The sequence below is a fragment of the Marinobacter arenosus genome (genome assembly GCF_019264345.1).
GTDB classification, from domain to species: Bacteria; Pseudomonadota; Gammaproteobacteria; order Pseudomonadales; family Oleiphilaceae; genus Marinobacter; species Marinobacter arenosus.
Genome location: NZ_JAHVAO010000001.1, coordinates 2,379,555 through 2,405,509, shown reverse-complemented (window position 1 = coordinate 2,405,509; position 25,955 = coordinate 2,379,555). Strand labels below are relative to the sequence as shown.

The 25,955-nt window shown below is 59.7% G+C and carries 27 protein-coding genes and 1 riboswitch; of the genes, 18 read left to right on the top strand and 9 right to left on the bottom strand.

Translation table 11 applies throughout. The annotated features are described in order from the left end of the window. Position 1: 1 nt before the first annotated feature. The 7 genes from urtE (at position 2) to KXD86_RS11055 (ending at position 8,806) form a co-directional block, all read left to right on the top strand. Positions 2-691 (top strand): urea ABC transporter ATP-binding subunit UrtE, encoded by a 690-nt coding sequence (gene urtE / locus KXD86_RS11085; RefSeq protein ID WP_218636081.1) that lies wholly within the window; start codon positions 2-4, stop codon positions 689-691. A 13-nt stretch (positions 692-704) separates the two neighbouring features. After that, complete coding sequence (locus tag KXD86_RS11080; RefSeq protein ID WP_218636080.1) at positions 705-1,751, top strand: aliphatic amidase; 1,047 nt, start codon at positions 705-707, stop codon at positions 1,749-1,751. A gap of 15 nt (positions 1,752-1,766) precedes the next feature. Next, positions 1,767-2,810 (top strand): AAA family ATPase, encoded by a 1,044-nt coding sequence (locus tag KXD86_RS11075; protein ID WP_218636079.1) that lies wholly within the window; start codon positions 1,767-1,769, stop codon positions 2,808-2,810. Between the two features lie 101 nt (positions 2,811-2,911). After that, complete coding sequence (fmdA, locus tag KXD86_RS11070; protein ID WP_218636078.1) at positions 2,912-4,144, top strand: formamidase; 1,233 nt, start codon at positions 2,912-2,914, stop codon at positions 4,142-4,144. A 5-nt stretch (positions 4,145-4,149) separates the two neighbouring features. Continuing rightward, complete coding sequence (locus KXD86_RS11065; RefSeq protein WP_218636077.1) at positions 4,150-4,503, top strand: zinc ribbon domain-containing protein; 354 nt, start codon at positions 4,150-4,152, stop codon at positions 4,501-4,503. A gap of 84 nt (positions 4,504-4,587) precedes the next feature. After that, a riboswitch (cobalamin riboswitch) is annotated at positions 4,588-4,801 on the top strand. A gap of 110 nt (positions 4,802-4,911) precedes the next feature. After that, positions 4,912-7,701 (top strand): ribonucleoside-diphosphate reductase subunit alpha, encoded by a 2,790-nt coding sequence (locus tag KXD86_RS11060; protein WP_218636076.1) that lies wholly within the window; start codon positions 4,912-4,914, stop codon positions 7,699-7,701. Positions 7,702-7,732: 31 nt separating this feature from the next. Beyond that, positions 7,733-8,806, top strand: a complete 1,074-nt coding sequence (locus KXD86_RS11055) for a ribonucleotide-diphosphate reductase subunit beta (RefSeq protein ID WP_218636075.1) — start codon at positions 7,733-7,735, stop codon at positions 8,804-8,806. Positions 8,807-8,863: 57 nt separating this feature from the next. On the opposite strand, the gene KXD86_RS11050 is transcribed toward KXD86_RS11055, so the two are convergent. Next, positions 8,864-10,162 carry an aq_1923 C-terminal domain gene (locus KXD86_RS11050; RefSeq protein ID WP_218636074.1) on the bottom strand — a complete coding sequence of 433 codons (1,299 nt, stop codon included), beginning with the start codon at positions 10,160-10,162 and terminating at the stop codon, positions 8,864-8,866. Positions 10,163-10,722: 560 nt separating this feature from the next. On the opposite strand from KXD86_RS11050, the gene KXD86_RS11045 reads away from it, so the two are divergent. From KXD86_RS11045 to KXD86_RS11030, 4 genes are all read left to right on the top strand, one after another. Continuing rightward, positions 10,723-11,034, top strand: a complete 312-nt coding sequence (locus KXD86_RS11045) for a cupin domain-containing protein (protein ID WP_218636073.1) — start codon at positions 10,723-10,725, stop codon at positions 11,032-11,034. A 68-nt stretch (positions 11,035-11,102) separates the two neighbouring features. Further along, positions 11,103-11,729 carry an FMN-binding negative transcriptional regulator gene (locus KXD86_RS11040; protein ID WP_218636072.1) on the top strand — a complete coding sequence of 209 codons (627 nt, stop codon included), beginning with the start codon at positions 11,103-11,105 and terminating at the stop codon, positions 11,727-11,729. 70 nt (positions 11,730-11,799) lie between these two features. After that, positions 11,800-12,384 carry a DJ-1/PfpI family protein gene (locus tag KXD86_RS11035; RefSeq protein ID WP_218636071.1) on the top strand — a complete coding sequence of 195 codons (585 nt, stop codon included), beginning with the start codon at positions 11,800-11,802 and terminating at the stop codon, positions 12,382-12,384. Continuing rightward, positions 12,381-12,998 (top strand): hypothetical protein, encoded by a 618-nt coding sequence (locus KXD86_RS11030; RefSeq protein ID WP_218636070.1) that lies wholly within the window; start codon positions 12,381-12,383, stop codon positions 12,996-12,998. Before KXD86_RS11035 ends, KXD86_RS11030 begins: the two co-directional genes overlap by 4 nt. A gap of 420 nt (positions 12,999-13,418) precedes the next feature. Here the strand turns inward: KXD86_RS11030 and KXD86_RS11025 are convergent, their stop codons facing one another. Further along, positions 13,419-13,640 (bottom strand): tautomerase family protein, encoded by a 222-nt coding sequence (locus KXD86_RS11025; RefSeq protein WP_218636069.1) that lies wholly within the window; start codon positions 13,638-13,640, stop codon positions 13,419-13,421. Between the two features lie 39 nt (positions 13,641-13,679). Continuing rightward, the gene (locus tag KXD86_RS11020) at positions 13,680-14,075 is read right to left on the bottom strand and encodes a hypothetical protein (protein WP_218636068.1); all 396 of its coding nucleotides are present in this window, start codon (positions 14,073-14,075) and stop codon (positions 13,680-13,682) included. 156 nt (positions 14,076-14,231) lie between these two features. Between KXD86_RS11020 and KXD86_RS11015 the strand changes: the two genes are divergently transcribed. Then, complete coding sequence (locus KXD86_RS11015) at positions 14,232-15,815, top strand: winged helix-turn-helix domain-containing protein (RefSeq protein ID WP_218636067.1); 1,584 nt, start codon at positions 14,232-14,234, stop codon at positions 15,813-15,815. Between the two features lie 143 nt (positions 15,816-15,958). Further along, on the top strand, positions 15,959-16,882 hold the full coding sequence (locus tag KXD86_RS11010; RefSeq protein WP_228739370.1) for a M14 family metallopeptidase: 924 nt from the start codon (positions 15,959-15,961) through the stop codon (positions 16,880-16,882). Between the two features lie 53 nt (positions 16,883-16,935). Here KXD86_RS11010 and KXD86_RS11005 read toward each other — a convergent pair whose 3' ends face one another. Then, entirely contained in the window at positions 16,936-17,268 is a 333-nt protein-coding gene (locus tag KXD86_RS11005) for a DUF3135 domain-containing protein (RefSeq protein ID WP_218636066.1), read from the bottom strand. Between the two features lie 387 nt (positions 17,269-17,655). Here KXD86_RS11005 and KXD86_RS11000 point away from each other — a divergent pair, with 387 nt between their 5' ends. Then, positions 17,656-18,015, top strand: a complete 360-nt coding sequence (locus tag KXD86_RS11000; RefSeq protein WP_218636065.1) for a nuclear transport factor 2 family protein — start codon at positions 17,656-17,658, stop codon at positions 18,013-18,015. Between the two features lie 39 nt (positions 18,016-18,054). Here KXD86_RS11000 and KXD86_RS10995 read toward each other — a convergent pair whose 3' ends face one another. The 3 genes from KXD86_RS10995 to KXD86_RS10985 form a co-directional block, all read right to left on the bottom strand. Continuing rightward, positions 18,055-19,098 (bottom strand): TauD/TfdA dioxygenase family protein, encoded by a 1,044-nt coding sequence (locus tag KXD86_RS10995; RefSeq protein WP_218636064.1) that lies wholly within the window; start codon positions 19,096-19,098, stop codon positions 18,055-18,057. Positions 19,099-19,193: 95 nt separating this feature from the next. Continuing rightward, positions 19,194-20,117: a DUF2167 domain-containing protein gene (locus tag KXD86_RS10990; protein ID WP_218636063.1), complete on the bottom strand. Its 924-nt coding sequence runs from the start codon at positions 20,115-20,117 to the stop codon at positions 19,194-19,196. A gap of 82 nt (positions 20,118-20,199) precedes the next feature. Then, entirely contained in the window at positions 20,200-20,892 is a 693-nt protein-coding gene (locus tag KXD86_RS10985; RefSeq protein WP_218636062.1) for a zinc metallopeptidase, read from the bottom strand. Positions 20,893-21,091: 199 nt separating this feature from the next. Here KXD86_RS10985 and KXD86_RS18895 point away from each other — a divergent pair, with 199 nt between their 5' ends. The 3 genes from KXD86_RS18895 to KXD86_RS10975 all read left to right on the top strand — a co-directional run bounded on the left by KXD86_RS18895 (position 21,092) and on the right by KXD86_RS10975 (position 22,459). Then, entirely contained in the window at positions 21,092-21,316 is a 225-nt protein-coding gene (locus KXD86_RS18895; protein ID WP_228739369.1) for a GDCCVxC domain-containing (seleno)protein, read from the top strand. 20 nt (positions 21,317-21,336) lie between these two features. Then, positions 21,337-21,810, top strand: a complete 474-nt coding sequence (locus KXD86_RS10980) for a GNAT family N-acetyltransferase (RefSeq protein ID WP_218636061.1) — start codon at positions 21,337-21,339, stop codon at positions 21,808-21,810. A 103-nt stretch (positions 21,811-21,913) separates the two neighbouring features. Next, positions 21,914-22,459, top strand: coding sequence for a DUF6647 family protein (locus KXD86_RS10975; protein ID WP_218636060.1), 546 nt, complete (start codon positions 21,914-21,916; stop codon positions 22,457-22,459). Positions 22,460-22,497: 38 nt separating this feature from the next. Here the strand turns inward: KXD86_RS10975 and KXD86_RS10970 are convergent, their stop codons facing one another. Further along, entirely contained in the window at positions 22,498-24,492 is a 1,995-nt protein-coding gene (locus KXD86_RS10970) for a PA domain-containing protein (protein ID WP_218636059.1), read from the bottom strand. A 351-nt stretch (positions 24,493-24,843) separates the two neighbouring features. Beyond that, on the bottom strand, positions 24,844-25,449 hold the full coding sequence (locus tag KXD86_RS10965; protein ID WP_228739368.1) for a DVUA0089 family protein: 606 nt from the start codon (positions 25,447-25,449) through the stop codon (positions 24,844-24,846). A 112-nt stretch (positions 25,450-25,561) separates the two neighbouring features. On the opposite strand from KXD86_RS10965, the gene KXD86_RS10960 reads away from it, so the two are divergent. Then, positions 25,562-25,915: a hypothetical protein gene (locus KXD86_RS10960; protein ID WP_218636058.1), complete on the top strand. Its 354-nt coding sequence runs from the start codon at positions 25,562-25,564 to the stop codon at positions 25,913-25,915. The last annotated feature ends 40 nt before the right edge of the window (positions 25,916-25,955 follow it).

Sequence of the window (25,955 nt, the reverse complement as noted above, 5' to 3'; positions counted from 1 at the left end):
CATGCTGAACGTAAAACATCATTCGGTGGCCTATGGCCAGAGCACCATCATCGATGACCTGAACCTCGATGTGGCAAAGAACGAAATCGTCGCCGTGGTGGGCCGTAACGGCATGGGCAAGACCACGCTGATGAAATCCCTGGTGGGGATGACGCCCACAAAAGGAGGTGAAGTCAGCCTGGACGGCACCGATCTTTCCAGCCTGAAGAGCTTCCAGCGGGTGCGCGCCGGCATCGGCTTCGTGCCCCAGGGGCGGATGATCTTTCCCACCCTGACGGTGCGGGAAAACATCGAGACCGGCCTGGCCGCGGTGGGGGAGAAGAAGGTGCCGGAGGACCTGTACGAACTGTTCCCGGTGCTCAAGGAAATGCAGAACCGTCGCGGCGGCAACCTGTCCGGCGGCCAACAGCAACAGCTGGCCATCGCCCGGGCGCTGGCCACCCGGCCCAAGGTGCTGCTGCTCGACGAACCCACCGAAGGCATCCAGCCCAACATCATCAAGGACATCGCCCAGACCCTGCGGCGCATCCGCGATGAGCGGGGGTTGTCCATTGTGGTGTCGGAGCAGGTGCTGAGCTTCGTGATGGATGCGGCCGACCGGATTCTGGTGATCGAGAAGGGTGCCATCGTGCACGAAGAGAGCCGGGCGGAAGCGGACCAGGACAAGATTGCCAGCTATCTGGCGGTGTAACGAGGAGATAAACATGAGACACGGTGATATATCCAGCAGTAACGACACCGTCGGCGTGGCGGTGGTGAACTACAAGATGCCCCGGCTGCACACCCGGGACGATGTGCTCGCCAACGCCCGCCGGATCGCGGACATGATCAAGGGCATGAAGGTGGGCCTGCCGGGCATGGACCTGGTGGTGTTCCCGGAATACAGCACCATGGGCATCATGTACGACAACGACGAGATGATGGAAACCGCCGCCACCATTCCCGGCGACGAGACCGCCATCTTCGCCGCCGCCTGTCGAGAGGCCAACACCTGGGGCGTGTTCTCCCTGACCGGCGAGCGCCACGAGGAGCACCCGAAAAAGGCGCCCTACAACACCCTGGTTTTGATCAACAACGAGGGCGAGATCGTCCAGAAGTACCGCAAGTGCATTCCCTGGTGCCCCATCGAAGGCTGGTATCCCGGTGACACCACCTACGTCACCGAAGGCCCCAAGGGCATGAAGATCAGCCTGATCATCTGCGACGACGGCAACTACCCGGAAATCTGGCGCGACTGCGCCATGAAGGGGGCGGAGCTGATCGTGCGCTGCCAGGGCTACATGTACCCGGCCAAGGAACAGCAGATCATGATGGCCAAGAGCATGGCCTGGGCCAACAACTGCTACGTGGCCGTGGCCAACGCCTCCGGCTTTGACGGCGTCTATTCCTACTTTGGCCACTCGGCGATCATCGGCTTCGACGGCCGCACCCTGGGTGAGTGCGGCGAGGAAGACATGGGCGTGCAGTACGCCCAGCTCTCGGTCAGCCAGATCCGCGATGCCCGCGCCAACGACCAGTCCCAGAACCACCTGTTCAAGCTGCTGCACCGGGGCTACACCGGCGTGCATGCCTCCGGTGATGGCGACAAGGGCGTGGCCGACTGCCCGTTCGAGTTCTACCGCACCTGGGTGATGGACGCCCAGAAAGCGCAGGAGAATGTGGAGGCCATGACCCGCAAGACCGTCGGTACCGCCGAGTGCCCAGTCGGCGAGCTGCCGTTCGACGGCAAGGAAAAATCCGCAGGGGCCTAAGCCCGGGAGGCACTGATGCCGTTTATCAACGAACGGCTGGAAGCCAACCGGGAGTCCATTGCAAAGAACCGGGCCGCTTCAGGCCCGGTTCGTGTTTCCCGGTTCCGCTTCGAGCCCGAGGCCGTCATGGCCCGCCTGCGGGACAACATCGTCGGCCAGGAAGAGGCCCTCGCGACCATGGAAGCCATGCTGGTGAGGGTGAAGGCCGACATCGGCGAGGACAACCGGCCGCTGGCAGTGCACCTGTTCCTGGGGCCCACCGGTGTCGGCAAGACGGAGACCGTGCGTCTTATCGCCGAGGCGATTCACGGCAACCGCGATGGTCTGTGCCGCATCGACATGAACACCCTGGCCCAGGAGCACTACGCCGCCGCCCTCACCGGGGCACCACCAGGCTATGTGGGCAGCAAGGAAGGCCACAGCCTGTTCGATCTGGACAAGGTTCAGGGGTCATTCAGCAAACCCGGCATTGTGCTGTTCGATGAAATTGAAAAGGCCAGCAAGGAGGTGGTTCGTACCCTGCTCAACGTGCTGGACACCGGCCGCCTGGTCTTCCCCTCCGGCAACCGCGAGATCGACTTTCGCAACACCCTGATTTTCATGACCAGCAACGCCGGCGCCCTGGACGCCGAAGCCCATCTGCAGCATTACCAAAAGAGCTGGCGCCGCTGGCTCGGGTTATCGCCCGGTAAGGGCGAGGCCATTCGCGATGCTGCGTTGCGACGACATTTCGATCCGGAATTCCTCAATCGGATCGACCAGATCCTCACCTATAACCCGCTTTCCGACAACTGGCTGGAAGCCCTGCTGGACATCGAGCTGGCGGGCCTCAATCGCCGTCTGGCCAAAAAGCACGCCGAACTCACCGTGTCGCCCGACCTGCGCGCGGACCTGTGCCGGGGCTACGACGCCCGTTACGGCGCCCGGGAACTGTTGCGGGCCTTCCGTCAGCGCCTGGAGCCGGCCGTGGCCCGGGCACTGCTGGCCTATCCGAACTGCCACCGGTTTGAGGCCGGCCTGAAGGGCAGGGCCGTCACCGTGTACCAATACGTCGAATGACGTAGGCACCGGGGGCATTTCGCGAATACCTCGCCGGCACCGGATTTCGGATAGTAAAGCCGTTACCTAAACGTGTAAGCCAAGACCAAGGAGCGCCCGTTATGGCTGAAACCATAATCAAGATTGATCTGAACAAGTCGGCCTATGAGAACGACAAAATCCACAACCGCTGGCACCCGGACATTCCCCTGGTGGCCACCGTCAAACCCGGTGATGACTTCATCGTCGAGTGCTATGACTGGACCGGCGGCCAGATCAAGAACGACGACAGCGCCGACGATGTGCGCGATGTGGACCTCAGCCAGGTGCACTTCCTGTCTGGCCCGATCGGGGTTGAGGGCGCGGAGCCCGGCGACCTGCTGGAAGTGGACATCCTCGACATCGGCACCTTCGAAGAGAGCCAGTGGGGCTTCAACGGGTTCTTCTCCAAGCAGAACGGCGGTGGCTTCCTGACCGAACACTTCCCGGAGGCCCAGAAATCCATCTGGGACTTCAACGGCATGTTCACCAAATCCCGCCACATTCCGAACGTGGAATTCGCCGGCCTGATTCACCCGGGCCTGATCGGCTGCCTGCCCTCCAAGGAACTGCTGGAGACCTGGAACAAGCGGGAAGCCGGCCTGGTGGCCACCGACCCGGAGCGGGTGCCTGAGCTGGCCACCCTGCCGAACGGCGAGACCGCCCACATGGGCCAGATGCGCGGTGAGGCCGCCAAGGCCGCCGGCGCGGAAGCCGCCCGCACCGTGCCGCCGCGAGAGCACGGCGGGAACTGCGACATCAAGGACCTGTCCCGGGGTTCCAAGGTGTATTTCCCGGTGTACGTGGACGGCGCCGGCCTGTCCGTGGGCGACCTGCACTTCAGCCAGGGCGACGGTGAGATCACCTTCTGTGGCGCCATCGAAATGGCTGGCTGGATCCACCTGCGGGTGAACCTGATCAAGGACGGCGTGAAGAAATACGGCATCAAGAACCCGGTGTTCAAGCCCAGCCCGATCAAGCCCCGCTACGACGACTACGTGATCTTCGAAGGCATCTCGGTGGACGAAGACGGCGGCCAGCATTACCTCGACGTGCACGTGGCCTATCGCCAGGCCTGCCTGAACGCCATCGAATACATGACCAAGTTCGGTTACACCAGGGCCCAGGCCTACGCGATCCTCGGCTGCGCGCCGGTGGAAGGCCATATCAGCGGTGTGGTGGACATCCCCAACGCCTGCGCCACGCTCTGGCTGCCCACCGGCATCTTCGACTTCGACATCAACCCGTCGGCCGATGGTCCCCAGAAGAAAGTCAGTGGCGGCATGGACGTACCCCTGTCGAAAGATAAGGAGTAACCGCCATGCCCGTGTATGACTACAAGTGCCGGGAGCACGGCCTGTTCAACACCCTGGCCACCATGGACGACGCCGCCAAGCCGGCGGAATGCCCCACCTGCAAGGTGCTGTCGCCCCGGGTGATCGTGTTGCCGTCGCACATTGCGGCCATGGACCCGGCCAACCGGGCGGCCCAGGACCGGAATGAAAAATCCCGGCACGAACCGGTGTTTTCCACCGCCGACCGCCGGGCCCACGACCAGGAGCACAGCCGCAGTTGCGGTTGTGGTTCCCCGAAGCCTGGCAAGTCGATGCTGTTCTACACCGCCGACGGGAAGAAAATGTTCCCCTCCATGCGGCCCTGGATGATCAGCCACTGACTCTCAGTATCGAGTCTGTCACGTGTTTGGCCCCTCCGGGGGCCTTTTTTGTTGTCCCGCCTTGTTCCGCCCGAATATCGTGTATATAGTGTTTTCATCCTTGGTCAACTACCAGATGTTGTTTTTTTGAGCATCTCGGTAGCGGGAATCCGGTGGGAATCCGGAACTGACGCGCAGCGGTATTGGAGAACGAGCGTGGCATCAAGACACTGGCGCAAGCCGGGAAGTCGCCACGCGAGGCCGAATCGAACGATTCATGCTCCTGAGTCCGAAGACCTGCCAGGGATACAACTGCACCTTCGCGACTCAGGGTGAGCAGATCGGTAGTGCCTGCCTGTCTCCCGGGCAAGGTGCGCCCCTGCGTACGCGAAGGTGAACGGAACCCAACGCGTATTCAGGAGTACAGACATGTCCAGCTCTGCCCTGGCTGAACCCCAGCCGTCGTCCCCAACCGACACCGAATCCCTGCAGGTCATCAAACGCAACGGCACCCTCGTGGGCTTCAATCCGTCCAAGATCACCGTCGCCGTGACCAAGGCGTTTCTGGCCGTGGAAGGCGACAAGGCCGCCGGCTCCGCCCGCATCAACGACGCCGTGCACCGGGTCACCGACCAGGTCCTCCAGGCCATCGGCCGGCGCCTGAAAGCCGGCGGCAAGGTTCACATCGAAGACATCCAGGACCAGGTGGAACTGGCGCTGATGCGCGCCGAGGAACAGAAAGTGGCCCGCGCCTATGTGCTCTACCGGGAAGAACACGCCCGGCAGCGTGCCCACGATCATCCCATGGAAGCGCACCCGCACCTGACCGTGAAGAAGGCCGGTGGCGAGATCGCCCCGCTGGACCTGGGCCGGATGAAACTTCAGGTGGAGCAGGCCGCCACCGGCCTGGACGGCATCGACGGTGACTCCCTGGTGGACGACGCGCTGACCAACCTGTACGACGGCATTGCCGAGGAAGACGTGCTGTCGGCGCTGGTGATGACTGCCCGCGGGCGCATCGAACAGGAGCCGGACTACAGCGCCGTCACCGCCCGCCTGTTGCTGGAGCAGCTGCGGCTGGAAAACGCCACGGCCCTGAACTTGTCCACAGAGCTGCCGCTGTCGGAGATCTATCCACAGGCCCTGAGTGCCTTCATTGCCGCCGGCATCCGCTACGAGCTGCTGGACGATGCGCTGGCGGCCTTTGATCTGGAGCGCCTGGGCGCGGCCCTGAAACCGGAGCGGGACCGGCAGTTCGGCTTCCTCGGCTTGCAGACCCTGTACGACCGTTATTTTATCCATTGGGATGGCGCCCGCCTGGAACTGCCCCAGGTGTTTTTCATGCGCGTGGCCATGGGCCTGGCGCTGCGGGAGGACGACCCCAACGCCCGCGCCATCGAGTTCTATGACCTGCTGTCCTCGTTCGACTACATGGCCAGCACGCCGACGCTGTTCAACAGCGGCACCCGGCATTCCCAGCTGTCCTCCTGCTACCTGACCACCGTGGGGGATGACCTGGAAGCCATCTACGAGGCTATTCGCGACAACGCCATGCTGTCGAAATGGGCCGGCGGCCTGGGCAACGACTGGACCCCGGTGCGCTCCCTCGGCGCCCACATCAAGGGCACCAACGGCCAGAGCCAGGGTGTGGTGCCGTTCCTGAAAGTGGTCAACGACACCGCCGTGGCGGTGAACCAGGGCGGCAAGCGCAAGGGCGCGGTGTGCGCCTACCTGGAAAGCTGGCACCTGGACATCGAGGAATTCCTGGAACTGCGCAAGAACACCGGCGACGAACGCCGCCGCACCCACGACATGAACACCGCCAACTGGGTGCCGGACCTGCTGATCGAACGCATGCGCGAGGACCGGGACTGGACCCTGTTCTCCCCCAGCGACGTGCCGGACCTGCACGACCTCTACGGCAACGAATTCCGGGAGCGGTATGAACATTACGAGGCGCTGGCGGAACAGGGCAAAATCAAGCTGTTCAAGACACTTCCCGCCAAGCAGCTCTGGCGCAAGATGCTGACTGTGCTGTTCGAGACCGGCCACCCGTGGATCACTTTCAAAGACCCCTGCAACCTGCGCTCGCCCCAGCAGCACCAGGGCGTGGTGCACAGCTCCAACCTTTGCACCGAGATCACCCTGAACACCAACGCGGACGAGATAGCCGTGTGCAACCTGGGTTCGGTGAACCTGGCCGCCCACATTGCCAACGGCGAGCTGGATGTGCAGCGCCTGGAGCGCACGGTGACCACGGCCGTGCGCATGCTCGATAACGTCATCGACATCAACTACTACGCCGTGCCCCAGGCGAAAAACTCCAACCTCAAGCATCGCCCGGTGGGCCTGGGCCTGATGGGCTTTCAGGACGCGCTCTACCAACTGGGCCTGCCGTACACCAGCCCGGAAGCCGTGGAGTTTGCCGACGTGGCCATGGAGCAGCTCAGCTACTTTGCCATTCGCGCCTCTGCCACGCTGGCGGCGGAACGGGGCGCTTACGACAGCTACGAGGGCTCCCTGTGGCAGCAGGGCATCCTGCCCATCGATTCCATCAGCCTGCTTCAGCAGGCGCGCCGGGAAGGGGATCTGTCCGTGGATACCCGCGCCCGGCTGGACTGGACCCCGGTGCGCGAACTGATCGCCCAGCATGGCATGCGCAACAGCAACGTGATGGCCATCGCGCCCACGGCGACCATCTCCAACATCGTTGGGGTCTCCCAGTCCATTGAGCCGGCGTACCAGAACCTGTTCGTGAAATCGAACCTGTCCGGCGAGTTCACGGTGGTGAATCCGTCGCTGGTCCGTGACCTCAAGGCCGAGGGCCTGTGGGACAACGTGATGGTCAACGACCTCAAGTACTTCGACGGCTCCGTACAGCAGATCGACCGCATCCCGGCCCAACTCAAGGCCCGCTACGCCACCGCGTTCGAGATCGACGCCCGCTGGCTGGTGGAAGCCGCCGCCCGTCGCCAGAAATGGCTCGACCAGGCCCAGAGCCTGAACCTGTACATGGCCGAACCCAGCGGCAAGAAGCTGGATGCCCTGTACCAGCTGGCGTGGGAGCGGGGCCTGAAAACCACCTATTACCTGCGCTCGCTCGGGGCCACCGGGGCCGAGAAAACCGCCTCGGTGTCGGCATCTTCCATGGCGCCTTCTACCGCACCCCAGCCCCAGGTATGCAGCATCGACGACCCTGACTGCGAAGCTTGTCAGTAACCACTTACTTTCATTTGAAGAGGCTCAGACCATGCTCGACTGGGACGACGAACCGAAAACCACCAGCACGCCGGCCGCTCAGGCCGGCGCCAACCCCGGCGCTCCGGCGCCGGTCAACGCGGACGACAAACGCGTGATCAATGGCGAGACGGACATCAACCAGCTCGCCCCGTTCAAGTATCCCTGGGCCTGGGAATACTTCATGAACGCCAACAAGAACCACTGGACCCCGCTGGACGTGAACATGGCCCAGGACGTCCACGACTACCACCACCGGCTCACCGCGCCGGAAAAGCACGTGTACGAGAACGTGCTGGCCTACCTCACCACCTCCGACATTTTGGCCATGCGCAACATCGGCCTGGCGGTGATGGAGAAGATGAGCGCACCGGAACTGCAGATCTACCAGGCCCGGCAGGTGTACGAAGAGGCCATGCACACCTGGGCCTACCAGCACTGCATCGAAACCCTGAACCTGGACCAGAGCGAGATCTACAACCGCTACCGCGTGGTGCCTGCCATCAACGGCAAGATCCAGATCGCCAACCGCCGTCTGGACGCGGCCATGCGCCCGGACATGAACCTGCGCAACAGGGACGACCTGCAGGAATTCATCATGTCCTACCTGTTCTTTGCGGCGGTGTTCGAAGGCACCTGGTTCTACAACGGCTTCAGCCCCATCTTCGCCCTCCAGCGCCGCGGCCTCATGCGCGGCACCGGCGAACAGCTGCAGTACATCCTGCGGGACGAAGCCATGCACTTCTCCTTCGGCCTGAAGGTGGTGAACCAGATCGTGGAGGAGGAGAACATCCGCTTCGATCCGAAAGCCGTGCGCGCCATGTGGGACGAATCCGAAGCCGCCGAAACCGACTACGCCAACTACATCCTGCGGGATCCGATCCTCGGCTACTCTGCCGAGTACCACAGCGAACAGTTCCGCTTCGTGGCCAACCGACGGGCCCGGACCGTGGGCCTGGAAGAGCCGTTCCCCGGCGCAAGGAACGTCTCCCCCTGGCTGGACGAGCAGGCCACCCTCAGGAAGGAAAAGAACTTCTTTGAGACCCGGGTGATCGAGTACCAGACCGGGGCACAGTTGGAGTGGTAACCGCGTCGGCCTCGCTCTTCCCGGACACCATCGGGGAGAGCGGGGCGGTCGTGAGCGCTAGAGCAGGGTTACGCTACGGATGTCAGCCAGGGGAACGGGAACCACCATGGTGCCGCCGTACATGTGGCGCTTGAGCTTCAGGGCATTGCCCTCCACCGCCTGGATACGCCCCTCAATCGCTCGGCCGTTGGCCAGCTGGATCTGCACATCGTGCTGGAGATGATCATCAAGCTGGGCCAGGGAGATCCTGCCCTCGGAGGAGGCCGGAGCGGATTGAGCAGGCTCCGGTGCCGCCGGCTGCGATGGCGCGGATTCCGGGACAGACACCGGGCTGCGGCGTTCCTCGGCCACTGCCGTGTCCGCCCGGCTGACGCTGATGGCCTGCAGTCCGGACCGTTCCGTGCCCAGTTTCGGGTTCAGTCGCCCGCTCAGGTAGACGGGGTCCGGGCTCAGATAGTTGTCCCCGAGATCCAGAGCCGGGAAGGGCTCCATCTGGAACGTCAGCGTACTGCCCGGATGCGTAAGGTAATCCTGGTAAATGTCGACCAGGCTTGCGCTGGGCTTGAGTCCCATCGCCTGCCATTCGGCGACCCAGGCCTCCAGATGGTGGGTTCGGTACGCCTCGGTTTCCATCGCCAGCGCCTTGGCGCAGAAATCCAGGGTACGGTTCAGGTAGCCGAGATCTTCAAATTCAATCGTGGCCGCCTCCAGTTGCGCCGTTTGCGCCACCTGTGGCGACAAGGCCATCTCGCTGAACGAGCCGGAATGGTAGACGACCATTTCCAGGCCCACCGCCATCTGGTTCCGGGAGACCATCTCAGTGGTCAGCGTGAGTTGGTTGCCGGTTTCGGAGAGCCGGTACGCCACGTCCATATCGAGCGTGAGGTAGTCGTAGCCCATGCGCGCCAGGTCGCTTCGGTTGAAGTAGCTACGCGCTCCGCACCCCGCGGTTTCCAGTTGGCTGAACGGATTGCTGCCCTGGGCGGCCTCTTCCAGGTTGGACATGAACGCCATGTCGGCCTTGAGCCCTTCAATGGAGAATTTCAGGTAGTCCGGCATCTGACCGGACTGGAAATGATCCCTGAGCGTCAGCAGGGCCCAGGGGCTGCCGGTCCCGAGAGCGACCTTGTCCACCGCAATCACCTCGGACGTTGCCCGGGAGGTGAAGCGGAGATCGTGCACCTCAACGTCCCCCGAGAAGTTCGTGGTTACGCTGCCGTACTCCATGGCGGCAAACGGCGCCAGCTGCATCTTGGCGAGTTCCAGACCGTCGGTCACTGAACTGGTGATTTTGTAGTACGCGGAACCCAAAAGACCGGCAACAGCGACAACGAGAACAATCAGCAGGCGTTTCATACAAGTCCCTTTTAGAATCAATCCAGAGCGATACTATCTTAACTCCATGTAATATTTAAAGTTGGGGACCGAATCATGAAATGGGCGTTGCCGCGATCAGCCGGGGAATTCGCTGAGCTGGCCCGGAGTTCAACGACAAATAACGCTTATTTCCTGTTGGCACTCCATTGGTCTATGCTGTAGTTCGCTGATTTATAACTATTAACGCGAAAGAATGACCGGCGCGGGTTCGGAAATAGACGCAGCGTGAGCTATGTGACATCGACCTTTTCGTCCCTGGTGAACACGTCCCATTGGTGGTTCAAGCTGGCAAAGAATTTGTATCCAAAGCTGCCGCTCACCGCCAGGAGGAAGGTTGGGCCCCAACCTACGTCCAGTGCAAATAGGAAGGCATCAAAGTGGAGGTAGGTAGCGCCGATGGTCCCAGGATCTTCGATGCAGGCAGCGAAACTTGGGTTCCGCCCAACATTGATTTTTCTCGCTATGTGCCGGTTTCTTCACCGGTGATGCCAGTCGCCATACGCAGATTGAGCTCTGAGTGAGTAGTAAGGATCCAAAAAATGGAAGTTATAAAAAGTAAGCATTTCATTGCCGATCGCGCGTGGGGATCAAAGCAAATCGCAAACATGCGAGGAATCACCACCAGCCTGCACTGGACGGATAAGCCATACAAATGGCACGTAAACGATGGCGAGGAAGTCTTCGTGGTTTTAGATGGTGTAGTCGATATGCACTACCGCTTAAATGGCACTGAGGAAGTCGCTGCTCTGGAGGTAGGGGACATATTCTTTGCTTCAGTCGGTACGGAGCATGTTGCCCACCCAAGAGGTGAGGTGCGTGTGCTTGTCGTTGAGAGCGAGGGCAGCGTATAACAGGGCCGGGCAAGCCGCTGAACCGCGGCGTTAGCTGAATAGAAAATCTGCAAGGGAGTCGATGCTGGATGTACGTGCCAAATCACTTCAGGGAAGATGACACAGAAAAACTTCATCAATATATCCGTGACTATGGCTTCGGGTTACTTGTGACCGCCGACGATGAGGGTATTGAAGCGAACCATGTTCCTTTCCACTTGAGCATGGAAGCAGACGACTCACTCGGTACGTTGCAGTGTCATCTGGCACGGAGTAATCCGGTATGGCAGCGCATTCAAAACGGTGAGGCTGTCCTGGCCATTTTTCAGGGCCCAGATGCTTACGTGTCGCCATCTTGGTATCCCACGAAAGCGGAAACCGGTCGCGTCGTTCCAACCTGGAATTATCTGGCCGTGCATGTTGAAGGCAGTGCCCGTGTTATACAGGACCCTGTTTGGCTCAAGGAGCACGTGCGTCAGCTAACAGACCAACACGAAAAAGGTCGAGCACAGCCTTGGGCTGTCGATGACGCACCAACGGATTTCACTGAACGCTTGGTGCAGGGGATCGTTGGAGTCGAGGTCAAGATCAAGAAGTTGACTGGAAAGTTGAAGGCCAGTCAAAACCAGCCTGAGCGTAATCAGGCCGGTGTCAAAGATGGTCTGAAAGGTGAGCATGCGCCACGTTCGGATGCAATGTCAGGGTTCATCGGCTAACAAGGGCGGTCAGGGGACGCTGCTGACGTCGCGCCGCTGCCATTAACGTTATGTGTTTGAGGAGCATTGAATGAACATCGGCATTTTTATCTACCCCGATGCTGAAGTGCTCGATTTTTCCGGGCCGTTCGAAGTGTTTTCCACCGCTTCGCGCTTGTGTGACGGGAACAAAGCCTTCTCGGTATTTTTAATTGCCGAACACAATGCCGTGGTGTCTGCCAGAGCCGATTATAAAGTCCTTCCCGATTACTCGATTAAGGATCATCCGCCGCTGGATGTGCTGGTAATTTCAGGCGGGGTGTACACGTCCGAATTGGAAAATAAAGTGGTCACCGATTGGATCAGGGACCAGGCTCAGTCCGTGAAACTCATCGCTACCGTTTGCACCGGTGTTTTCCTGCTCGCACAAGCCGTTCAGTCTTTGTCCTGCAAAGTCACCACGCACTGGGAGGACATTCCGGATCTCCGGAACCTGTTTAGCCGGCTCAACGTGGTCGACGGTGTGCGGTGGGTCGACGAGGGCAATATCGTGAGTTCAGGCGGGATATCTGCCGGCATTGATATGAGCTTACATTTGGTGAGTCGTTTGCACAGTGACGAACTGGCGGAGAAAACGGCGCATCAGATGGAGTTTTTCTGGACAAAAAACACATGACCAACCGCGTAAGGCTGAGGGTTTTCAGCCGCCGTTTCGCACGGCATGAGCGCACAATGAACCGCGTATTTATCTTTCTGGCAATAGCAACGTTGGCCGGCTGTGCGTCGTCAACCGTGCCTCGTAATGATTCGGGGTTCGTCGAAGTGGTCAACCTAACAGCTTTTGAGGGATGCTACAGAAACTGCAGCAACACCGCGGATGGCTCAGCGTTGGCTTGTCTGAGCGATATCGTATGGCCGAAGGTGTTTGAGCCAGAAAGCAAGCCTGAAGCCGTTTTCATCAAGCAAGAAGACAACCATCGAATAATCGTTTCTGCAATCTCGAATGGAATGATGCTAAGAACATCGACCTTCGAGGCAGGGAGAGATTTTGAGTTCACAGACGGCCGTATCGAATTGAACCGTGAATACGTAGCGTCTGGGGCCCATGAGCCCGGGAATGTGTTTATTGGCGTCGGGACAGCTAAAACGGTTTTAGGTCTCGACGCACAAGGGCAAGGTCGTATCAGTCAATCCGTCTCGTTTGCAGGCACTGGGTTTCTCATCATCCCAATCGCCGGGGCGGCGACGGACGTTAGCAAGATTGAGAGGTCAGTGGGTCTTTGCGATTGAAGCTAACTCGGGAAGGTTCGCTTCATAGCTGGCACAGAAAAAGTGCTAACCCTACTGATGTGCTGGCAAAGCTCGCAAGCGCGCGAATTCTAAATAGGTGGCCAGGTTGAGCTTCGGGCTGCGTAAACTCCGAAAAATTTCGCGCTTGTTGGAGGGCGCCGTGCCCGTAGGCCGAAAAATCGGTTTCCAATGAGATTGTGACGACTGGCACCATCACAACGGCTCAAGCCGTTCGGTCCGGCGAGTCTTGGGAAACGCACCTGCAAGGTATTGCGCTGCCGAACCTTGCGGTGGAAATGGTTCCGTGAAGACGCCGCGCGGTGAGACCACGCAGCGCTGATCTTGCACCGCTTCAGTGTTGGACTTCCCTTCTCTGGAGAAGGGAAGTCCAGTTCCGCCTGGAAGGGCGACATAAACGCCTCAGGCAGCGCCGGCCTGTATTTTTCTGACGTCGCTGCTACCCAACGGCTGGCCGCCGATGCCCCATTCGCCTTCCTTGACATCCTTGACGACGACCCAGGTAACGCCGCGCATGGCTTCGCCTTCAATGGCGACCATGGCATCGGTGACCTTCTCGATCATTTCCCGCTTCTGTTCCTTGCTGAATACGTTTTCGATGACGTTGATTGTAACGAGTGGCATGGTGTGTCTCCTTCGGGTTGAGGGTGGTTACCAGAATGGTTAAACCACCTTTAGAAAGCTGCCGGATACCGGCGGCGTTAAAAACGTTGTTCGGATCAGTTCCAGACTGAGTGGCTTGTCACGATTCCAGCTTGCCAGCGAAAGCAGCCGTGCGAGCGGGCAGTAATCCACCGTGATCAGGGCAGTGGTTCCCAGCAGCTGAATCCAGTTGATCCATTGGCAGTAAGGCATGAGGCCGATGATCAACAGCGCCAGGTAAACAAAGCGCACCTGCAGCGGAAAACTGGATGGCCCGTCGTACCGCGCCACAAAAACCAGGCAGTGAGCCACAGTGACCAGAATGGCCGCGTACAGTGCCGGGGGCCAAAACACCAGGCCAGCAGCCAGGAACAGGTTGGTGAATATCCAGCCAATGTGTCGTGTGTATCGAATCACCCTGAGCCCCCTGTTTCTTCGTCCGCGCTTCAATCTGAGAACCAGTTTAAACAGGCCCGAACCGCGTTACATGCGGATGAGCGGGAGCTTCTGTGGAGCTTTTGTGGAGGTTTTTTGCTACTTTCAATTGAATAATCAGAGCCTGGAGAGCGCGCGATGCGGCTAGCATTTGGCGACTACGAGCTGGACACCGACCTGTTTGAGCTTCGCTGTGCCGGCGAACTCCGGTCGCTTGAGCCCCAGGTCTTTGATTTGCTTGCCTACCTGGTGAGGCACCGGGACCGTATTGTCAGCCGGCAGGAGCTGCTGGATGAGCTATGGGCCGGGAAGATTGTCACCGAGTCCACGTTGAGCAGTCGCATAAAGGCGGTCAGGCAGGCCCTGGGGGATAACGGCCGCGAGCAGCAACGTATTGCCACCTACAATCGTCGGGGTTATCGGTTCGTGGCGCAGACCCAGGAATCGCCGCCCCCGCTTTCGGAACGCGAAGCGCTTTTGCGTGACAATGCCCTCGCCGGCAGCGAAGCCCTGGGCTCCGCGTGTCTGTTCCCACAGTTCAAGGGCCAGAGCCACGATCGTCCGGTATTGGCAGTGCTGCCGTTTTCACACAGTCAGGGCAGTGACGAGGTTGCCTGGATTGCCGATGTGCTTGGTGAGGACATCGGTATCCAGCTTGCCCGCATCCCGGGATTCATGGTGCTGTCGCGCAATACCTCTGCCTATTACCGCCTGCGGGAAATCAGTATCGATGAGATCGGCCGAGAACTGGGCGCCGACTATGTGATTGAAGGGTCGGTATGGGCCAGGGGTGAGAACCTTCGGGTCGGGCTGCAGTTACAGGAAATAGCCAGCGGTCGACTGTTATGGTCCGAACGCAGGGTGATCCCGGCTGACCAACTTGCCGAGTTGCAGGAGGAGCTGGTGTGCGAGATCGTCGGTTGTATCGAGCCGGAACTCAATCGTGCCGAGCTTGAGACGTTGCGCAGGCGGCGTACTGTGGATCTCGGAGCCTGGGCCCTGTACCGACAGGCCCACGCGACGCTGGGAATGAAAGGTTGGAGTGAGGAGAGTTTTACCGAAGCGGCGGATTTGCTGCGCCAGGCGATTGCCCAGGATCCGGAGCTCGCGTTTGCGCATGCGTATCTCGCCCTGATTCTGGCCATAGGGCATCTGGTGGGGCTGGTCCACGGAGGCGACTGGAAGCGCGAGGCGACCGAAGCCGCGGAAACGGCGGTGGCACTGGATAGTCAGGACTCCGATGTGTTGGGGTACGCGGGCTGTGCGTTTGCCGACATGGGTGACTACCAGCGTGGTATCGACATGCTTCGCAGAGCGGTCGAGATCGACCCGAGTAATGCCCAGGCCCTGGCAGCCCTGGGCGCTGCTTTGCTACAAACGGGCGAGGAAGGTGGGATCGACTATATGCTCCACGGCATTCGAATCAGTCCCCGAGATAACCGTCTGGCGGCCTGGGGCGCTTTGCTGGCGCGCGGCATGATCAATTACGGAAGGCTTGATGAGGCCATTGCCACCGCGGCGGCTGCGTGCCGCTGTGATGACAAGATTTTTCTGCCTCGGGTGGTTCTGGCAATTGCCCAGATTGTCGCGGGCAATCAGGCGGCGGCCGCCTTGGCACTTGGGGATGCCCGGCGCATTCGGCCAGGGTTGTCCATCAAAGATATTGCCCGCTTTGCGAGCACAGACGAAATTGGCCTGCTCCAGCGTGCCGATCTCCTGTAGAGGGAGTTTCGCCTGCCACGACACCTCAGTGATTCCGTTGCTTCGCAGTGCCAGGGCTTTATCGCGTCGTGAAAATCCTCGGTTGTTGGGCTGCGGCTGCTAGAATGCCTCCCTGAATTGGCCAGCACTGGAGAAGATGCGATATGAACATGGCTCCCGCTTCCTACCCGATCGGTACGCCCGGGGTTGCCTGGGGCGACGCGGAACGCGCCGAGTGGTTGTCACGACAGACTCGTCAACGCAGCTACGAGGCTGAGGTGTTGAGTGTGGTCGAGCGCCTGCGCTCGCGCTTCGAGGTACAGGAGTATGGTCGTCTGGAGTACGGCCCAGACAGTTATCCACTGATGGCCATCCGGAGCCGCGACTGGAAGGATGACTTGCCGGTGGTGCTGGTAACGGGCGGGGTACACGGCTATGAAACCAGCGGTGTGCACGGCGCGCTGCAGTTCGTCGATCAGCATGCGGCGGATTACGCGGGCCGCATTAACCTGCTGGTCGCGCCCTGTGTCAGCCCCTGGGCGTACGAGCGCATCCATCGCTGGAACGCGAACGCGATTGACCCGAACCGCTCGTTCCGCGACGGCAGTTCGGCTGAGGAGTCGGCGGCACTCATCCGTTTGGTGACGCCGGTGCGTGATCGCGTACTGCTGCATATCGATCTGCACGAGACCACCGATACCGACGAATCCGAGTTTCGCCCCGCCCTGGCGGCCCGGGACGGCAAGCCATTCGAGCCGGGCGGGATTCCCGACGGCTTTTACCTGGTTGGTGACACCGAGAACCCGCAGCCGGAATTCCAGCGGGCACTGATCGAGGCGGTGGAGCAGGTGACTCATATCGCCCCGGCGGACGACGGCGGCGAGATTTTCGGATCTCCGGTGGTCGCCCGCGGCGTCATCCAGTATCCGCTCAAGCAGTTGGGCCTGTGCGCCGGTATGACCAGCGCCCCCTACACGACCACCACCGAGGTCTATCCTGATAGCCCCCGTGTGACTCCCGGGCAATGCAATGACGCGCAGGCTGCTGCGGTGTGTGCGGCGATCGACTACGCGCTGGCGCACTCGTAGGGAACCGCAAAGGACGGCAGACTTCGAGGCCTCGTTAACCGGGCCTCAAAGCCTTAATCCGCGGACGACAGTGGCGGTTGAAATCGCAGGACTCGAGCGTTTGTCGTCGCCGTTGGCGCACAGGGGCGCTGCTGATCCAGCAAGGCTTGTCGCAGGCTGAGCAACGAGTCGTACATCATCGACTGTATATCCAATAAGGCCTTCATCGGACTACCGGCTACCCGGCGCCGGGCTTCGATCACGAATTGAAGGCCCCTCAGTCTGCGTTGAATGCGCTGGGAACTGTGGCGAATACACTCTTCGATCAGTTCCGCCCGCAGTGTCTCAAAGGCTTCCGGATCACGTTGAGCCAGGTCCTTAAGCTCATCGAACGTGGGCAGGTCCATAACTTTCCTCCGTTCCTGGATTCAAGCAATCAGTACAGCTTCACTCCTTTTCAAAGCCCCTGTAATCCGCGTTCGACAGTCCGGAAACTGATTCGGCTCCTCGCAGAGAAAAAGCCAGGATGGTTTAAGTTAAGCCTCGGCGGGTTCGGGAATCAAGCTTCTAGTCGTGGAATGCTACAGGTTCTCGATTGGGGCTACACAGCCGGTGAGCCCGACACCCTGGCATGGCTCGATGCGCCGGTGAACTCCCCAAACCCTCAGTTGCATGTGGCCGTGCCGATCCCTCGGTCATTGGGTGGGCCGTCGCCGACCGGCGACTGTTGCTATAGTTAACGCATAGGCAGAGCCGTTAACTGTTGTGCTTGTCTCTTAGGGGAGGGCAGGAACATGAAGCTATCGGACATTGTGCAAAGAGGATGGGATGCGGTAGTCGCTGGAAACCTGGACTCGTTGGTCGCTGACTACGTGGATGATATGGCATTCATCATGCCCGGCCAGTCGAATGTGCTTCAGGGAAAACGAGCGTTTCGGGCGGCGCTTGAGGGGTTGGGGCAAATCCTGCCGCCGGGGTTCGAGGTGACCGGTCTTCGGCAAATTGAAGGAGAGGGTGAAGTCGTTTCAATTGTCGAGTGGAAGTCTGACAAGGTGCACGCCTCTCAGCTCGCGGTGCTGTTCAAGTTCCGCGGCGATAAGATCTACGAAGAGCGGTGGTTCATCGATACGGAACAATGGAAAGAGGCCTTTTGATGCCCAGTCCATTAACCGGCGTCTCCTTGCTGTCGTGGATCAGTTCTGCAGGCGGATATCGTCCTTCCACCGGAAGCCCACACCACCGGCCTGCCAAACACCATCCTTGTTGAAGGGATGAGGTCCGGACAGGTTGATGTAGGTCGGCAGGCCGAAGTGAGGTGATAACTCCCGTTCGGATTTGATCGTGACTCGATCCATGATTCTCAACCCCTGCTCCTGGGCGGGCATATGGGCTTCGGGCGAAGCCCGGTGGGCGACGGCCCAGTTGTCGATGTAGAGCAGATCACCATGGTCGTAGTGGTAACGTATCCCGTAACCCCGCTCGAAGGAGTCGTTCATCAGATCGTTGTAGTCGTTGAACAGCTCCTTCATTTCGGCGTCGTTCAGCAACCGAAATTTGTCCGCGGTTGCCGGTTCCCTCTGCAGTTCCTCAATCGAGAGTCCCTCTTCCGGCAACCGTTCAAGCACGGCCCCGGTCATGCCCAGGTGAAGCCAGACGCTTTTTCGTCCGGAGACGGGGTGCGTATGGACCACGGGATGGGTCACACTCGACGCCGAATTAACCGATACAAGGCGTTGCCAGAACGCCTGTTTCTCCTCCGGCAGAGTGTCAAAGGCCGCGCCCTGATGCGCGAAGTGGGTACCGCCCCCGCGCTCCGGTGCTCTGGCCATGTAATACGCGGAATGCGAGAAGGTCGCGGCTTCGAAACTGCCATCGTTGTGCCACTGGGGGCCGACGCCCAGGATCCCGTAGCGGCTGTCGTTGGAACAGCGGAAGATGTGACGGTTTTGGCCGGGCGTGGCGGGATGGACCCCGTGGGTGGAGTGGATCTCGTGAGCGCCCCACCATTTGCTGGCGTTGATCAGTTCATCGGGAGAGAGGTCGGTCTGATGCTTGAACACGATGAAGCCCCGGTTGGCCATTTCCACTGCCAGCGCCTCGACAACGGCCCTGGGAAGTTCGGAACGAACATCCGCGCCATAGATCTCAACGCCCAGCGGTTCCAACGGTTTCAGTGTTAAACCTTCAGCCTCGATCAGGGCGACGCGGTCGGGGTCGAGCGGGGGCACCTGTCCCATAAGTCAGACTCACCTGTCAGGTCAATGTATGAACAGCCTAACGCAGTGTGCCTGGCAGGCAAAACCCCTGAGAAACGAGGTGCCCGGCCGCCCTTTTACGTGTCGGATTTCCGGCTCTTCCACAGCTTGCCGCCAATCGCCGCGAGGCCCGCAAGAATGATCACGCCGAATTTCTTGAGAAAGAGCAGCGCCGCCGCGAAAAAGCCGGCTTTGGCCGCCGCCTTACCCGCCACCAGGGCGCCCAGGCCGTAGGCTGCGACGGTATCCACCTCCGGATCAAAGTCGCTGTAACGGTGCCCGTCATCGAACTGCGCCATGTCCAACACCGTGTCCAGGTTGGCTTCGATCTCCGGCAACTGGTGCATACCGGCAATGAAGTTCAGAACCAGAACCCCCTGGCGGCCCAATACCCGGATGTTGTAGTTCAGGGTGTGGTAGGGGTCATCGCCAAATTGGAGTTCCTGCGCCCAGTACAGCTTGTGCGAGGCCTCGTTGTAATGCGGGGTGGCCGCCCAGCCAACCAGTTCGATGGGCTGGTAGCCGGCTTCCACACGCTCCGGGTTTACCTCGCGGGTGTCTTCCTGCATCTGCTCAAGCAGATCGGCGTAGTCGATCTCGCTCGCGTTTTCGTCGGACACATACCCGTCTTCTTCATATTCGATGGTCACGCCCCAGGAGGCGTCATCCAGCGGTGTGACGTCCGACGGAAACAGCATGCCAAGGGTTTGGCCACCGGGGGGGTTGCCCCAGGCCTCAACCAGAACCCGTTGGGTATCTTCCGGTGACAGGTAGTAGAAACTTTCAGGAACATTCAGCGTGGCCACGCCATTAGGAAGGCTGATCTCGCCCTGCTGGTAGTTCAGGCTGTCGACGAATTCCTGGGCCCACTGCCGGTACTCCTGCTCCTGCGCCGTTATCTCGGCTTCGGTCGGTGTTTGCGCATCGGCGGTCTCATTGGCCAGGCTGAGCGGGCTGTACGAGAGGAGTAGAACAGAGGTCATTAATGCAACGATTTTCATGGTGTTTCCCTGTGGTTTGGCGAATCTTCCCTGGTAGAGAAAATGCGGGGTGAGGGGCAGTGTGCCCGCGGGTTAGGCGCCTTCAGCGAATGGCGCTTCTGAGAATCATGAGCCAGCGGCCAAGCCGCAGGATGTCCAGCAGCGCAGCGGCCACATAGGTGAAGGCCGCTGCCTTCAGTACGCTGTTAGCCGCATCAAACTGATGGTTCTGGAGATATCCGCCCTTCACCAGAATCGGCATGGCTTTGTTGAAGCTGGCGTCCCATTCCATCGGCAGAATGATGAACTGGACCAACACCGACGCCACCATGGCAACCACGCCGATCAGGGCCGTAAGCAGTGCCACGTGCGGCACCTTGAAGAGGGCAACGACCAGGGGGATGGCAATCAGGAAACCGACTGCCACTTTCTGGATCATGATGGCAACCGGCGAGTACCGGTGGCGCAATCCCGTGATGGCTTCCTGGCGATGGTATTGAATGGCATGGCCCACCTCATGGGCGGCCACAGCGACTGCCGTCACGGAACGGCCATCAAACACGTCGCGGGACAGGCGTACGGCTTTGTCCGAGGGGGCGTAGTGATCGCCTTCATCGGTCGGCTCCACGATGACGTCGGAGAGCTCAAACCGGTTAATGAGGTGCTGGGCCAGCTCGCCGCCCGTGCCCGGCATAGCCGAATCCGGCGCACCATGTTTTTTCATGACATGGCGAATCCAGAGGTGGGGCCCGAAAACAAGTAGCAGAATCAGGATGGGAGCAATAACAAACAGCATATCCTTTGCTTCAGTTGTTAGGTTTGCTCTGAGTATACCAGCGGCACTGTGCTGAAAGGCCGACTGGGTCCCAGTATTATGGCGACACGTCGCCAATTGATTGACAGATCTTCCCCGGTCTCAGTCCGGGTTGTGGAAACCGTGCTAGCATTTCAGTGAAGGCATCCACGCGTCGACGACCGGAAACTGGGAGGCAGCCATGGCAGAGGTTATTCTGGAATCCACCATCACCTGTCCCGAGTGTGGCCATCAAAAAATGGAAACCATGCCGACCAATGCGTGCCAGTACTTTTACGAGTGTGAGGCCTGCCAGGCATTGTTGAGGCCAAAGGACGGTGACTGCTGTGTGTTTTGTTCGTACGGCAGTGTTGTCTGCCCACCCGTACAACAAGGCGTTGGATGCTGTGGCCCGGCCACTGACTAGCAAATCGGACACGGACGACGATGAAAATTCATGCCTACTGCGCCCATTGGGCTCCTGAGATCGCGGACCTGTTCCACTGGGCGGTTCACGCGATCTCCCCCTCTGTGTACAGCCCGAAACAGAAAGAAGCCTGGGCCCCGACGCCGCCCAATTACGAAGCCTGGGCCGAGCGGCTGGCGGCTAAGAAACCGCTGGTCGCGATCGTCGATCATCGCGTCGCGGGGTTTATGGAACTGGACGCGGACGGCCACATTGATTGTGCCTACACCCATCCGGAGTTTCAGCGTACGGGCGTGGCGTCAGCGTTGTATGCCCAGGTGCTGAGGGATGCCAAAGCCAGGCATCTTGAACGGCTCTTTGTCGAAGCCTCCGTCGTTGCCCGACCGTTTTTCGAGCACCGCGGGTTTGCTGTGATCCGGCAGAACGAGGTCGAACGCAATGGGGTCGCCTTGGTGAATTTCGCCATGGAGAAACCCCTTCGAGCAATTGAATGAAGCTTCGTAAGCGTGCTGTGCTAGCCTAGTAAGACAGACCACCATCCATGAAGTTAACTCGTGGAAGGCGATCCTCATGCGACGGGGCAGGCCTAAAAATTGGGTGCAGTCAGTTGCGACCACACGGCCGGCCTTCAACGTGTGGGTCTTTTTACTGTGGTTGCTGGCAGTTCCGGCGGTTCTCAGTGCTGATGCCGCCCTTGATGACAGTGGCGCGGCGGAACTTTCCCGGGTGGCGGTTACCTTGGGAGACTGGATCATTGGGCAAACCCGCTTTTCTGAAACGGAACTGCCGGGCATTCAGTTCAAAACCCAGGCTGAGCTCGCAGAGTTGTGCTTCCCGGGATTCTCCCACGATCGCCTTCCCAGCATTCGCGGAGCCTACGATGCCCGTGCGGCGGTCGTTTACCTCAATACCGACTTTCAGTCGGGCGATCTCCTGGACACCAGTTATCTCCTGCACGAACTGGTGCATCATTTCCAGGTGAATGATCCTTCCCGTGATGTCCGGGTATCAAAGCCTGCCATGGAGGCTGAGGCACTCCGCATACAAATGAAATGGCTGGAGGAAAACGGGGTAACGGATGCGATGAGGCAACTGGGAGTCGACGAGAAAACACTGCGAATGCTGGAGGCTTCTCCCCGATAATCCCGGGCGGCGTTGCACCGCCCGGGTAAGTCTGTGGTTTAAGGCGTTGCAGGCGCGTTGCAGTAGAGCACGTCGGTGGCGTCTTCACAGGTCCACCGGAAGATCCACAGCCCGGTGTTGCGGTCGGTGCCCAGAATGTACTGTTCGCCGTTCACTTCAGTGACATGAACGCCCCAGAAATTGGAGCCGGCCGCTTCGCCGTATTCCTCGCCGGCGATAAAGCGCCCGACTTCGTGCATGTTCCAGGACACGACACCTTCGCCCTTGCTGTTGTCATGCAGATGGCCCGGGCGCCACTCGACGGCGCGCATGCCCAGGGAATACCAGCTGATGAAGGTTCGGTCCGGGTAGGTCGGGTCGATCTCCAGGTTGTGCATGGTCAGGTCGCCGGCGCCTGTGGCCAATGCCGGATCGGTGGCTTCTGCCGGCGCGTAGTAACCCATTTCGCCCAGGTAATCCACGGTGACGGTCTCGCCGTCCATACCCCGGGGAACGGTGATCTGGGTTGAGGTGTTGTTCAGGGTGTGCAGATAGCCCCAGCCATCAAAGACGGCACCCAGGGTGGCTACCAGCCCCAGTGACGCGGGTGCAGGCAATGCCGGGTTGGCCCCCTCCCCATCGGGACAGAGATTCGGGTCGTAGCCATCGATGCCGAGGATCGCAAAGCCCGAGGAACGCGGCACGAACAGCATCGGGATATTCGCCTCCACCAGCATGGAAACCGACGCTTCGCAGTTGCCAGGTGCGGCCGAGTTGAAGACGATGCCCGCGCTGTAGCCGGCGGCCTCAATGGTCTGGGCCTTGAGGGTAAAGGCACAGGCCCCGCGTTCGATCAGGGCAATGCTCGCGCCCACGTCCGCCGCCGGTGTCAGGGTGTCGCCACAGGCCAGGCCAACGTACGCGGTTTGTTCCGTCAGTTCGGTAATGTCCGCGCCCGGTCCGATCTGGGGCACGTTGCTGCCCTGACTGGCCCGGTAGGATTCGCCATCAATGGTCACGGCGGTGAACAGGGAATCGAAGTCTTCGTCACCTGCGAAAACTTTGTCAAAATTGGGCCCGGCAAAGACGGCTGCGTGGGCGTTACCCTCTGGAGGCGATGTTCCGTTGACCGGGTCCGGGTCCGGGTAGGTGGAGTCACCCAGAAACACCGGGTTGTAGGGATCATTGATATCGAGCGTGATGAACCCGGCGTCCCAGTAGGAGAGCACCGCCTGCCAGTTTTCGCCCGGGCCCGGGTCCATGTCGTTCACCCAGATATCATGGAGCAGTGGGGTGGCAAAGGTGCCCATGAAGAGCTGTCCGTCGGCAGCAACCTCGGGGTTGGTCGCGAGCCAGGTATCGATGCCGGTGGTGGTGATCAGTTTGGGTGCCTGGGGCTTGGTGATATCGGCGATTTTGAGATCGTCGAGGGCCACGTCGTCGACAATCAGCAGGTAGGTGTTGCCACTTGCTGTTGTCCAGGGGAAGACGTTATGAACCGGAAAATCGAGAAAGTTCTGCTTCAGGGCGTGGGGCTTCTCCGGGTTGGTGACGTCCCAGAGCGCGATGCCGGACTGGCCTCTCTGTCTCGTGCCGTTGCCGTTCAGCAGACCGCAGGGCTCAAGTGAATGGATCAGCACATCCCGATCGCCGACTTCGGTCACTTTGACGTCGTTGATCCGGGTATCCGGAGGGGATTTGATCATGCCGACCGTCACTGGATTGGCGGGGTCCCGGATGTCGGAAATGAAGACGCCGGAGCGATTACACTCGGGTTCCTGAAAGGTGCCGATGTACGCGTAGCCGTCGTGTGCCCACACGTCCGTGTACAGGCCGTTGGCGATGCCGTCCAGCGTATCGCGGCCGACGACTTCGAAGCCATAGTTTACGTTGGCCGGAACGTGCCCGTCCGGCAGTGGTGAGTCGTGTAACAGGTTTTTATTGTCGGCCTTGCTGCCATCGGCAACGTGTTGTTCGTCTGCCCATGCCTGGGCCGTGAGTGTTGCAGATAAGGCGATCACTGCCAGTGAGCGCCAAGCGTATGTCTTAGCCATGTTGCAATCCCTGTCGGTTGGAGACGTCATCCCTGATCTAACGCGGTTTGCTGGTGGAATCAGTGCAATGACAGTCTCGTGGTTCTAGTTTTTCTGCTGTGCACCGGGTATTACTCCCAACATCAATACCCGCAAAAAACATAGCAGGGATTGCCAACGTGCCTTAGTTGATTTGGTAGCTTCTGATCTACCCTCATACTTATTGGTTCTAAATAGGCGGTTTTAAGACTGCAAAGCTTGGAAGGCGGTCAGTGTTAACTTGCTGATACACAACCGTTTGAGCACCGTGGGACGGTGCCGGTTTTTCGGATCGGACCTGGAAGCCCCCGGGAACGCCCCGGGGGAACTGGTTCACACTTTGCGCGCTTTTCTCACACCCAGGCCCAGGATCCCAAGACCCATGAGCGCCAGCGTGCCCGGTTCGGGCACCGGGTTGGAGGGATCGCCCGGATCATCGGGGTTGCTGGCGCTGGAGACACCGTCCAGCCAGACACTCCAAAAGGGCCCCATGTCAATGTCGTTGGCCGGCTGGTTCCAGGATTCCAGCGCAATCGGAGCCTGGCCATCGAAGCTGAAACCGTCGCTCAGAGCGCTACCGTTGGCAAAGTTGTTATAGGTGGCCACGGTAAAGATGTAGTCTCCCGCGCTCAGGCTGGCCAGCGAGAAGCCGGAGTCGTAGTAGGTCTGGGTGCCGGGGTTGATCGTGTCGTTGTCGTCGTTCTCGTCAATCAGCGTGCCATCCGCCCGCCACAGCGCGGTGATGGGGTCGAAGTTGGTGCCGGACTGGAAGGAATCGGTCCACACGCGCACATCGTTGGCGTCCGAATCGAGCGTGAAGTAGGTGTAGATCACATCGTTGTGGTAATCGATCTCACCGGTGAAATTGATCGGCGCGGCGTTAACCACGTTGGACGCGGCCAGAACGGTCCCGGCCAGCAGTGCAGTCATCCTGTGCATAAAAGCTCCCTAGAAAATCTTTCCTTTTTAGATAGTTACGGTGGCTGTCCGGCCACCGCACCGCTGTCCAAGCAAATGCTCAGCCGGGGATGGAATAAGCTATCAATATCATGTGGTTAAGGAGATTTTGGGTGGAGAGGGTCCCGGCACAGCGTCGGAACCTGTAAAGCAGGCTGACGCACTGAATAAGGGGTTGGGTGGAAAAACAGAGGTTTCTCAGTGGCTTCGCCAAGGGGCACGCGAAGAACTATGCTGGAACATAAACGGAATGGATGCTCCAGTCATGAAAGAAAAAACGGTTGTGTTGGCTTACATGGTTGCAGTCGGGGGCAGTGTTTTAGTCGCTTTTTTGCTCTGGCTGTCCCTGGAGGACAAGTTCACTTTTATCAGCCTGGTCTTCGTGCTCATCTTTTGGTACGTGATCAAGACGGTTTTCATTTATCTGACTGCTCTGTTTTTTCACTGAGTTCATAGATTTATCGACGTTAACGCAAACAATCATCAAT